At 43.0% G+C, this 10,950-nt stretch carries 13 protein-coding genes; 4 read left to right on the top strand and 9 right to left on the bottom strand.

Features of this window, described 5'->3' with window-relative positions:
• The 3 genes from A3761_RS05675 to rimO form a co-directional block, all read right to left on the bottom strand.
• Positions 1-673 (bottom strand): GMC family oxidoreductase (locus A3761_RS05675; protein WP_197472858.1); only part of this gene is annotated, 673 nt, incomplete at its 3' end.
• Positions 674-796: 123 nt separating this feature from the next.
• The gene (locus A3761_RS05670; protein WP_068507109.1) at positions 797-1,780 is read right to left on the bottom strand and encodes a helix-turn-helix domain-containing protein; all 984 of its coding nucleotides are present in this window, start codon (positions 1,778-1,780) and stop codon (positions 797-799) included.
• A gap of 710 nt (positions 1,781-2,490) precedes the next feature.
• A complete protein-coding gene (gene rimO, locus A3761_RS05665) occupies positions 2,491-3,828 on the bottom strand; it encodes a 30S ribosomal protein S12 methylthiotransferase RimO (RefSeq protein WP_068507108.1) in 1,338 nt (445 codons plus the stop codon).
• Between the two features lie 273 nt (positions 3,829-4,101).
• Here rimO and A3761_RS05660 point away from each other — a divergent pair, with 273 nt between their 5' ends.
• The 4 genes from A3761_RS05660 (at position 4,102) to A3761_RS05645 (ending at position 6,152) form a co-directional block, all read left to right on the top strand.
• Positions 4,102-4,293: a hypothetical protein gene (locus A3761_RS05660; RefSeq protein WP_156498006.1), complete on the top strand. Its 192-nt coding sequence runs from the start codon at positions 4,102-4,104 to the stop codon at positions 4,291-4,293.
• A gap of 119 nt (positions 4,294-4,412) precedes the next feature.
• The gene (locus tag A3761_RS05655) at positions 4,413-5,183 is read left to right on the top strand and encodes a CsiV family protein (protein WP_068507104.1); all 771 of its coding nucleotides are present in this window, start codon (positions 4,413-4,415) and stop codon (positions 5,181-5,183) included.
• A 41-nt stretch (positions 5,184-5,224) separates the two neighbouring features.
• On the top strand, positions 5,225-5,725 hold the full coding sequence (locus A3761_RS05650) for a YaiI/YqxD family protein (RefSeq protein ID WP_068507094.1): 501 nt from the start codon (positions 5,225-5,227) through the stop codon (positions 5,723-5,725).
• A 217-nt stretch (positions 5,726-5,942) separates the two neighbouring features.
• Positions 5,943-6,152: a hypothetical protein gene (locus tag A3761_RS05645; protein WP_068507091.1), complete on the top strand. Its 210-nt coding sequence runs from the start codon at positions 5,943-5,945 to the stop codon at positions 6,150-6,152.
• A gap of 92 nt (positions 6,153-6,244) precedes the next feature.
• Here A3761_RS05645 and A3761_RS05640 read toward each other — a convergent pair whose 3' ends face one another.
• From A3761_RS05640 to A3761_RS05615, 6 genes are all read right to left on the bottom strand, one after another.
• Positions 6,245-6,982 carry an S-methyl-5'-thioinosine phosphorylase gene (locus A3761_RS05640; RefSeq protein WP_068507088.1) on the bottom strand — a complete coding sequence of 246 codons (738 nt, stop codon included), beginning with the start codon at positions 6,980-6,982 and terminating at the stop codon, positions 6,245-6,247.
• A 56-nt stretch (positions 6,983-7,038) separates the two neighbouring features.
• On the bottom strand, positions 7,039-8,166 hold the full coding sequence (locus tag A3761_RS05635) for a mechanosensitive ion channel family protein (RefSeq protein ID WP_082865387.1): 1,128 nt from the start codon (positions 8,164-8,166) through the stop codon (positions 7,039-7,041).
• Positions 8,167-8,196: 30 nt separating this feature from the next.
• Positions 8,197-9,222 carry a beta-N-acetylhexosaminidase gene (nagZ, locus tag A3761_RS05630; RefSeq protein WP_068507086.1) on the bottom strand — a complete coding sequence of 342 codons (1,026 nt, stop codon included), beginning with the start codon at positions 9,220-9,222 and terminating at the stop codon, positions 8,197-8,199.
• A 25-nt stretch (positions 9,223-9,247) separates the two neighbouring features.
• Positions 9,248-9,778 (bottom strand): L,D-transpeptidase, encoded by a 531-nt coding sequence (locus tag A3761_RS05625; protein ID WP_082865388.1) that lies wholly within the window; start codon positions 9,776-9,778, stop codon positions 9,248-9,250.
• Between the two features lie 40 nt (positions 9,779-9,818).
• Entirely contained in the window at positions 9,819-10,460 is a 642-nt protein-coding gene (locus A3761_RS05620; RefSeq protein ID WP_068507084.1) for a TetR/AcrR family transcriptional regulator, read from the bottom strand.
• 64 nt (positions 10,461-10,524) lie between these two features.
• Positions 10,525-10,950: hypothetical protein (locus A3761_RS05615; protein WP_068749967.1), on the bottom strand; the 426-nt coding region annotated here is incomplete at its 5' end.

The following is a 10,950-nucleotide window of genomic DNA, read 5'->3' as shown; positions in this document are numbered from 1 at the left end:
TAATTCGATTAACTAAGGCTTCACATTGTATGTGCAGATTTTTTCGAGTACGAGCAGGCTTTAAATAGGCCCGTGAGACACCGCACCTTTCGCCATTCTTGATTGTAAACTGATAATAGCCCACACCTTCAAATTGAGGCCCATTGAAATCGTCATTTAAAGGGTATCCCGCTTGCTCAGAACCTTTTAGGAAGCACTCATTCAAGGGGTAAGTATTTTGTGTGTTTGAGACATAAAGAGGACCTTGGCTGCCGTGGTAGTCATTGCATCCTCGCTCATTTGTTTCGGCTTTTTTAAAATAGGGCAACATTGAATCGAATTTCCAGCCCTTATTTCCTTGGGCTTCCCAGTGATCATAATCAGATTTGTCGCCTCGAACATAGACCATTGCGTTGATGGCGCTACTTCCGCCTAAGGTTTTTCCTCTGGGGCAGAACATTGGTTGCCCCTTACGAATGTCGGCAACGGCTTCAGACTCATAGCCCCAGTTATATTTTTTACTATACATAAAGTAAGCAAAAGCTCCGGGTATTTTAATCATTGGACTTTTGTCTTCAGGTCCGGCTTCAAGTACCAGCACCGAGTTCTTTTCATTCTCGCTTAAGCGATTCGCAAGCACACTGCCCGCCGAACCGGCGCCAACAATGATGTAGTCGTATATTAGTTCTGACATCTTGTCACCCAATCTAGAGTCAATATGGTTATCATGAGGGTGATGTTAACTGAGTGCTCAGCACCTAAGAATGGCGGGAGTTGCCAAGGACAGGTCAATAAGTGTCAATAACGATAAACTTCCTTACCCTTCTCGATACTGTGATGGCGCGCAGCCAAACCAGCGTTTGAAACTGCGCCCAAAATTCGACACATCTTCGTAACCAAGCTGTAAAGCGATCACATCTATCTTTTGATCTGTTTTCTTCAGCAAGTATTGAGCATTTTTTTTCTTGGCGTCTTCCATTAGAAGTTTGAAAGTCTTACCTTCTTGCTTCAGTTTTCTGATTAAGGTGCTCTTGGACATATAAAGCGTCTTGGCGGTTTGCTCGAGTGATAGTTCAAACTGAACACTCGAAAGAATTAGTTCATTCACTTTGTCTGATAATGTGCGTGATTCCAGTAAACGATTAAGCTCATTCTTACATTGTTGAGCGGCCATTTCGGCAGTAACCGGATCTGCTGAAACGCAGGTGATCGCCTTCCACTCCAATGGCATACCATATCGCAAAACTCCGTCTGAATAACGAATGCGCTTCGGCAAACACGATCCATATAAGTCACTCCAGTCAGGCTCTTCGAAAGGCAGCTCCAGAACGCATTCTTCTACTTTTGAGCCAATAGCAAATTTGATAATGTTGAAAACCAGCGCAGCAATCGTCTCATAAAGAACAACATCAATGTCTCCCCAATCGGCAAGGGGTTTTATACAGAGATAGATGTTCTCTTCATCCTCTTCGATATAGAAGCTGAGAATTTGTGCGCGAATTTTGTAATATTCACAAAGAAATACCAGGCTGTCTTCCAGGTTGGTTGCATGCGACAGGCCATAGCCTACATGGCCATGACTGGACAAGCTGATGTTCCTACCGACAAACAATCCTAACGAACGCGGACACCCCTTTTTCCACATATAGTGAATAAGCTGTTTCAAGGTATCCACTTTAATGAAGGGCTCGCTTTCGTTGTGATCAACCTGTTTCCAGAAAGGTTGTAGATCAATTCCTTGCTCTTCGGCATAGCGCGAGAAATGGTTTAGATAAGTAGCAGACAGAAGTTCAGGGTTCATAGGCTAAATTGATGCTTAGTTTTATCTTTATAAGCTAGCCGCAAGCTAGTTCAAATGCAATGAAAATACACAAAAACTTAGAAGAACTGAACGCCCCTTCCGCGTAAAGCTCCGTTTCCTAGGTCCGGATAGTTTAGGTTCGATAGATCCATACCACTTAGCGTTATAGAGTGCAGGCTAGCTTGTTTTTCTACAGTAGTAATGCCAAAACAAATTTATCTGGATACTAGAATTAAAAGGCGCGTCACACTTCAGCGACTAACAGACCTAATGAGTCGAAGATCTAATGAGTCGAAGATCTAATGGTTTTATTTTTTAACAGCGTTGCATGGGCGATTTCTGCTTGGGAGGAAGGATGACAGTTTGAATCTACTGCTGTTTCAGCATCAGCTAATGGCATGCAGTAAGATTAAAGCAGAGCACTAAGATATAAGCAGCTTATTGTCTAAGTTGCGTTTGTCTGGATAACTTGATTATGTCCGCTAATCACCAATTCCCGATATCAATCGACGATTCAGAATCAGTAAGTTTCGGCCAACCTTGAAGCAAGTGCCAAGGTCTGAAATTGGCACATTGCTGACTAAGATTGGGCAGGGCATTTCTAGGCTCTAGTCGAAACCGCTATTTAAGTAGGTCAGATTGCGTGCCGACTTTTTCACCTAATTAAAGAGTTCGTTGATTTAGATATAGGAAGAAAGAAGCCTCTCCTTCTAAACCAAGCGCCCCCACATATCATACTCATCAACCTCTTCGACCTCTACTTTAACCAAGTCACCGACACATAGGTGAGTTGCTCCATCGATGAAGACGTTACCATCTATTTCAGGTGCGTCTGCTGAGCTCCTACCTACCGCGCCTTCTTCAACCACTTCGTCAATGATCACCCATTGCAATGAACCAACCTTTGCTCGCAAACGTTCGGCACTAATCTCAGCCTGCTTTTCCATAAACCTTTTGTGCCTACTCTCCTTCACTTCTTCGGGGACCTGATTCGCCAAGACGTTTGCTGGCGCGCCCTCTACAGGAGAATACGTAAAGCAACCTACACGATCTAACTGGGCCTCTTCTAAAAAGTCCAATAGCTCCTGAAAATCTTGCTCTGTTTCACCCGGAAAACCAACAATGAAGGTGCTTCTTATCGTAAGTTCAGGACATATCTCGCGCCAGGAACGAATGCGATCGATGACCTTCTCGCTGTGCGCAGGACGTTTCATTGCTTTTAGTATTTTTGCACTAGCGTGCTGGAAGGGAATATCCAAATACGGCAGAATCTTTCCTTCTGCCATTAAGGGGATCAGTTTATCAACATGAGGATAAGGATAAACGTAATGCATTCTTACCCATACACCCAATTCTCCTAGCGCAACAGCGAGGTCTTGCATACGTGTTTCGTGAGCCCGGCCTTCCATAAAATCGAGCTTATATTTAACATCGACACCGTAGGCGCTTGTATCTTGAGAGATAACAAGAAGCTCTTTTACACCACTTTCTACCAAGCGTTTGGCCTCTTCAATAACTTCAGAAATTGGGCGACTTACCAAATCTCCGCGCATATGAGGGATAATACAAAAGCTACAGCGATGGTTACATCCTTCCGAGATTTTAAGGTAAGCATAATGCTTAGGTGTTAATTTGATGCCTTGAGCAGGCACCCTGTCACTATAGTGCGTTTCCTGTTCTTTCGACGGGGGAGCATATTCGTGAACAGCGCCCATTACGCTTTCATAATCGGCCGGTCCGCTAACGTTTAACACTTCAGGGAAAGCGCTCTTTATCTGCTCTGCGTCACTCCCCTTGCCCATACACCCGGTGACAACGACCTTACCATTCTCGCGCATCGCTTCATTAATCGCATCGAGTGATTCTTGCTTGGCAGAGTCAATAAAACCACAAGTATTTACGACCACAACATCCGCATTATCATATTCTGGGGCGACTTCGTAACCTTCAAGCTTTAATTTGGTCAATATACGCTCAGAGTCTACTAAAGCCTTTGGACATCCCAGACTAACGAACCCTACACGTTTCTGACCTTGTTCTTCGCTCATAACTTACCAACCTCAACCCCATTAATTTGGCGCGGATATTACCACACCTCACTAACAAGCCCAAAACACAGCCACAAATTTAAAATAGTTGTAAAATCAACTATAATTAGCTGATCTGATGCACGTTATTCAATAGAATACCGCTTCACTTTTACGCAGACACTGACATATTGCTTAGAGTACCAACTTACAATTATGCTCATTCACCTTTTCGAACTGTTAACACTTTGCTTAGTTTTCCTTGCAGCATATCGCGGGCGTTACTATTACCGCGTGACTGCTTTAGAGGGTGCTAACCATGTTCACACCACGAAAAGTAGTTTAGCAAGCGAGCTCCCCGCATTTGTGGCACACTCGCCTACCGAAGCGGTAGAGCCTACAGAAAAACCTGTAGACATGAGTACAGACAAACCAAAGGTGCAAAAAGGTGACGTACTCAATAATTACATCGGTGATTTCTTCTAGCTCATTTCTTTTCGAAAGGTTTGGATTCAAGGCTTAAATTTCTCTGGCTTTAAGTAATGAGAATGGTAGTATTCAGCTAATTTCACTCCAACCTGTAAGAAGGTGAGGCTTTTACGCACGTGTTAACATTGAATACTCTCTACAAGCTCTGTTTTCGAATACTCGCGCTATTTCTTTTGTCTTTCACGATTAACCATGCTTATGCTGAAGATTTCAGCGAAGAAATATTCCAGGTAGAATACATTCTCTTTACTCACCAGGGGCATGTCGAAGCGAATAGAAAGTTTAATCTTGTTCCCTACAATCCACCTCGGCATTCACAATACACTCATTTGATCGAAGGTTTAGAAACCTTATCGAACTTCCAATATGAACAGCTTGATAGTTCATCAATGCAACTCAATGATGCGCTTTCAAAATTAAATAAAAGTAGGGATGTACGCGTCATTAAATATGGCGCTTGGCAACAAGCCATGGAACCAGGCAGCACATTACCCCCACTTCGTATATCTGCGCTGACCGATGTAGTTCAAAATGAAAGCTATTATGGTGAAACTCACCTAGAGGGAACGCTTACTATTAAACGTTCCCGATACATGCACATCGAAGCAGATTTATTTCTTACCAGTTTTTTGTTTTATCCAGAGCGAAACATTTTCGACTGGCTACTTTCGACCAGCACTATTCGACACAAAACTGATTCATTGCTACAAGCATACAAGCCAGACGAAATTGTTTTAAGCAAGCACTCTTCCTCCAGGATACCTAGTCAGGTATTCCGTTTACACCAAAGCCGGCGCTTAAAATATGGAGAAATTCATTATTTAGATCACCCGGCAATCGGTTTAATTGTCACCATTAATAAATTAGAGCCAGAGCCCGAGATCTAGCAGATAGAGCTACTATTATTAGCGTTATCTAGCGACTTATTATGAACGATAAATCAAGCACAAATGAAACCAGAACTTCTGACACCCTTTTACCTTCTATTTGGGTGGACGCTGATGCCTGCCCGGTTGTTATTCGCGACATTTTGATTAAAGCTGCGAAAAGAACCAATGTTGTGATCACGTTCGTTGCTAATCAGCATATCCCCCTACCAAAGTACAAGACTCTAAGGTCAATTCAGGTTAGTAGTGGCTTTGACGTTGCAGACAACTGGATAGTGCAACAAACGAACAAAAATGATCTTGTCATCACTCAAGATATTCCTCTCGCCGACGAAGTAATTACCAAGGGTGCCAAGGTTATCGGTACACGGGGGCAGCTCTATACAAAGGAAAACATCAAGTCGCGCTTAAATATGCGAGATTTTATGGAGACAATGCGATCCAGCGGTGTTCATTCAGGAGGACCACCGCCCTTAGGCCAACAAGAAAGGCAAGCCTTTGCGAATCGCCTGGATCAATGGCTCCAAAAGTCGGGCTTCTAAGCCAACACTGCGCATAGCCACCTACTTTCTTTCCGTTTACAAACTGCTACAAATTAGCGACACGCAAGCACTCCCATTTCTGTGCAAAGGGCTTATACTTATTATCAATCAGAACTTAATAGTCTAAGGCTATGAATAAAATTAAGTGAAATCCCAGCCAAGGTAGTTTATATTTTATATGTACCGCTTAAGAAGTTTTCTCTCTGGAAGGTTTGATATGACAACAAAAGCATCTAAAGAAGCAAGTCGTTTAGCGAAACAAAATACAGCGCCAAGAAATTCGAATGGCACCGAGTTAATTGATCAAGAACTACCAAGCTCCCCTGCATTACACCTAGTTGAATTTAACCACATAACTGTAGACAAGTACTCAGCAGAGCAAATTCGAGAAATGTATCAAAACCAACTAACTAAGAAAGCAAGCTAACAAACATTCCCGAATACCACCTCTTAACTGCAGCAGCGGGATTTGTGTGACACACATTGTCAGCTAACAGAACCCGCTGCTTAATTGCTCGACTATAAACTTCCCAGATCTTGAAAAATCAGCTCGCTTACGCGTGCTGACGCTTTCGAAACTGCCTCTTTTATATCTGCCATTGTAATAGGCGTATCTGACAAACCTGCTGCCCAATTCGCACTCAAGGCAATACAGGCATAGTCCAACTCCAATTCTCTTGCTAGCGCAGCTTCAGGCATGCCCGTCATTCCGACCATATCGCAGCCTTCAGCCTTACAACGAAGTATTTCAGCTGATGACTCTAATCTCGGCCCCTGAGTAGCACCGTAAACTCCACCATCCAAGACATCAAATGACACCGCGCTTGCTGAGCGAAGAAGTTTTGCTCTCAATGTTTCAGAGTACGGCTTGGTGAAGTCGATATGATCAACAGTTTCGCAATGAATGCCATCATATATAGTGTGTTCACGCCCATAAGTGTAATCAATAATTTGGTCTGGAATGGAAAGATTACCCGGGCCGAGCTTTTCATGAATTCCGCCTACCGCGTTAATTGCGATAATTCTATCGACACCTGCTTGCTTCATGGCAAAGAGGTTGGCACGATAATTTATCAAATGAGGAGGAATACGGTGAGGATTACCGTGACGCGCCATGAACGCAAACTTAAGCCCGTTTAGTGCACTTATCACAACTGGGCCACTGGTTTCTCCGAAAGGCGTACTTGGCCATAGCTGCTCTACAAGCTCAGCACCCGACATTGAACCAAAGCCTGTTCCACCGATAATTCCTAACATATAAATTCCCACTTAAAGCTCAAGGCTAGTCATTAACCAATTGAGTCATCATCTTATTAGTCTTGTGGCGATTGCCCTTTTATCTCACCTTCAATGCGTAAGGCCTCTGGCATATGCAAAGTAGAGGTTGGAAAAGCAATCTCTGCATTCTCGGCTGCAATAATGTCGTAAACACGAATTAAGACATCCTGCTTAACTTCATGATATTTAATCCAATCAGTTGTTTTGGTGAAGGTGTAGATAAAGAAGTCCAAGGATGACGCCGCGTAGGCATTAAAGTTTACGATAAGGGTTTGTGTGGTATCAATTTCAGGGTGCTGCAATAGCATAGCCTTAACATTGCTAATAATACGAGGCAGCGCGGCGGCATCATCGTATCGAATACCAATCGTTTCATAGACTCTTCTATGGCTCATACGTGACGGGTTTTGAACTGATATGTTCGTAAATACAGAGTTTGGCACATACAATGGCCGTTTATCGAAGGTTTTTATGGTGGTTAAGCGCCAGCCAATTTTAATTACAGTACCTTCAATTTCCTTATCGGGTGAGCGAACCCAATCGCCAACCTTGAAAGGTCGATCCAGGTAGATCATTAAGCCACCAAAAAAATTGGCCAACAGATCCTTTGCAGCAAAGCCCACGGCGAGACCACCGACACCACCAAACGCTAGGACACCACTCATGCTATAACCCATGGTCTGTAGCACGACTAATACGCCAATAATAATAACAATTGCACGCAATAACTTACCAATAGCCGAAACTGTTGTTTCATCCATTGGCTGCTTCATCTTTTCGCCACAAACAACGATCTTCTCGCCGCCCGAAATAAATCGGACAACAAACCACACCAGGCAAAAAACGATGATTATTTGTTGCGTATTACTAATAAATACTGAAAGGTCAACACCTGATTGACGCTGAACACTATAAGCAATCCAGGACAAACCGAGTAACCAAATAACCAAAGCTATCGGTGATCGTGAAGAATGAAGTAAAGTGTCATCCCACAAGTTACGCGTTTTAAGAAACTGCGCTTCAACGCGCTTAAGGAATACTTTAGATAAGAAACTAATCAAACCGGTTAGCAATAGAATAATCGAAATCTCGACAACTTGACGAACAAGCAAGTTTTCGAGCCCGCTATTTAATAAGAAGGTATTCAAAATATTCCAATTCATACTACCCCACCCCTAATTTTTATTAAGATGCTATTTGTTATAGGTCTTCCATACCTCAGATGCCTTAACATCTTCGATACTTAGTTTTTTGCTTGCTTGGTAGCGCATTCGTTTGAGTCTTTGATTATCGACGGTTAGATCACCTTGCTGCAGCAAAGATTCCAAATGCAGCCTCACTTCTTGCGCAGCATCTGGATTGTTACAGACAAGCACCATATCACAACCAGCAGACAAAGCCGCATCTGCACGCGCGACATAGCTGCCTGCAACACTAGCACCTTCCATTGACAAGTCATCACTAAATATAACCCCCTCAAATCCAAACTTTCCTCGCAGAATATCCTGCATCCAAACATTGGAAAAGCCAGCGGGTTGATTATCTACCTGGCTATAAATGACATGAGCAGGCATCAATGCATCAAGCCCTAATGGGATTAAGCGCTCAAAAACAATCGTATCATTTTGCATGATCTGCTCTAGACTACGATTGTCTTCCGGGATCTCATGATGTGAATCAGCAACAACCGCTCCATGACCAGGAAAATGCTTCCCTGTAGAAGCCATGCCTGCTTCTTTCATACCTGAAACCAGCGATGAAGATAAAGCAGTAATCGTCTCAAGATCGCAGGAAAATGCTCTATCGCCGATTACTTCAGAAACACCATGGTCGCGATCTAATACTGGCGTAAAGCTGATATCAATATCAAATGCAATTAGCTCTGCCGCGATTAACCAACCCAGATCAAAAGCTTGCTTTAAGCCCTGCGCTTTATCCTCTTGATAAACCCGGTCAAGAGACCTCATTGGCGGTATTCGCGTGAACCCTTCGCGAAATCGCTGAACGCGTCCACCTTCGTGATCAACGGCGATAATAAGATTGCTTGAGCACTCCCGGATCTCCGAGATTAGCTTAGTCAATTGACCAGGGTTCAGGTAATTTCTTGAGAAGAGAATAACTCCCCCAACAACCGGACTAGATAAGACCTGTTTTTCTTCTTCATTCAACTCAGTCCCTGCCACATCAAGCATCAGCGGGCCAATATTGTTTTCCTTCATATTCACTATTACTCTATCAAAGAAACTATTCTTTAATTAAAACACGCGTCCCGACACAAACACGAGAAAATAAATCCATTACATCTTTGTTACGCATCCGAATACAGCCATGAGACAAAGGCTGCCCCATTGGTTCAGAGTCAGGGGTGCCATGAATGTAAATATAGCGCCTCATACTATCAACTTTAGCCAAGCGGTTATAGCCAGGCTCAAGTCCGCTTAACCACATAATGCGCGTCAGAATCCAGTCTCGTTCGGGGAAATTATTTGCAAGCTTAGCTGAGTAGATCTCACCTGTTGGGCGACGCCCGGCAAAGACCGTATTAATAGGAGAATTGGCACCAATTTTAGCGCGAATATAGTGATAACCTAAAGGCGTACAACCTGAATCGCTAAACTGTCCAACTCCGTTAAGGGCGGTGGACACACTAAAACGAGCCACTTTGTTTTCATTAAACAAAGTCAGCTGCTGTAACTTTACATTAACTTCGATTCTGGGCTGACAAAGGGAAAATTCACTCTCTAACGAGCGTCTAAGTCCTGGTTCAAACGGCATTCACTTCACACTCCCTATGTCATGAGCAGCGAGCAGAAAATCAGTTAACAGGAGCTGCGCTCAATCCGGCTGCTAGAAATGGCACAAGGTAATTAACGACTTTTTCTGTATCCACCTCAGAATCCGGCTTATTCGACAGAATGTCAGATAACTGCTGAATACTGGACATTGTAAAGGCTGTTGCACCGATAACAAATTGAGTTCTCCAGAAACGCTCAGCCGTCGATAGCTCTGGCGTAATATCCTTAAGCAGATTTAAGAAAGGCCAGAAAGTTTTTGCATACTCGTCTTCTAAGTATTTACGCAAATGACCTTGTGATTGAGTATAAGCAAGGCCAAGCATTCGCATAAATATAGAAACACCATTTTTATTGCGTGTAGGTATCTTTAACAGACTACTCGTGTACAACCTTAGAACATCTTCTATACTTGGTGTGCAACCTTCATTGTCCCAGTTATTCTCGCGCAGACCTTCAACCATTAACTCATTTAGCGGTGCAAGAAAGCGATTAAACACTGCCTGGATAAGCGCATTTTTTGAACCAAAATGATAGTTAACCGCCGCTAAGTTGACACCGGCTTTGCCCGTAATCATTCTTAGTGAAGTTTCTGAGAAGCCCTTTTCAGCAAAGAGAACCTCGGCAGCATCAAGTATTCGGTTAACAGTCTCGGTATAAGCCATATAATTCTTTTAGTATATATATTCCAAACAGATGTTTGAAACATACGTTTGATCTAGCTTAAAGTCAAGATTTTAGATTCTGCTCAGGCTCGCCTACCGACTTATTTAACGATTGTTCAAGTTTGCTAGCTTCAAGCTCATCAATTCTGTCATCCCAGCCTTGGTCAAGATGCTTAAAATGGCTCTCTAGATATTCTTTTTCCAAGCGTTTATAGGCCTTTTGAGCTTCAACCATTAATAACAAATACAGACGAATTGTCTTTTTGTTTTGCATATAGTTTAGCAGTGATCGATCTTTAGAGTAACGATATATACCGTTAAAGAGGCTCTTGGATAAGTTCGGGTTGAATTTTGTCAATTTTTGGCAACGCCATGCGAGCCCGTCAGTGCCTTCAAGGTACTGAATATGGTGTAAAGCTCCGTATTCGATCACCTTTCTTTTAGCTAGCAACTCATGTAAATGTGGACGAGAGAAAAAGAACTTCCGCAT

It is taken from the genome of Oleiphilus sp. HI0123 (assembly GCF_001635315.1).
The sequence above is the reverse complement of the archived record's forward strand: the minus strand, read 5'-3'. Positions and strand labels throughout refer to the sequence as shown.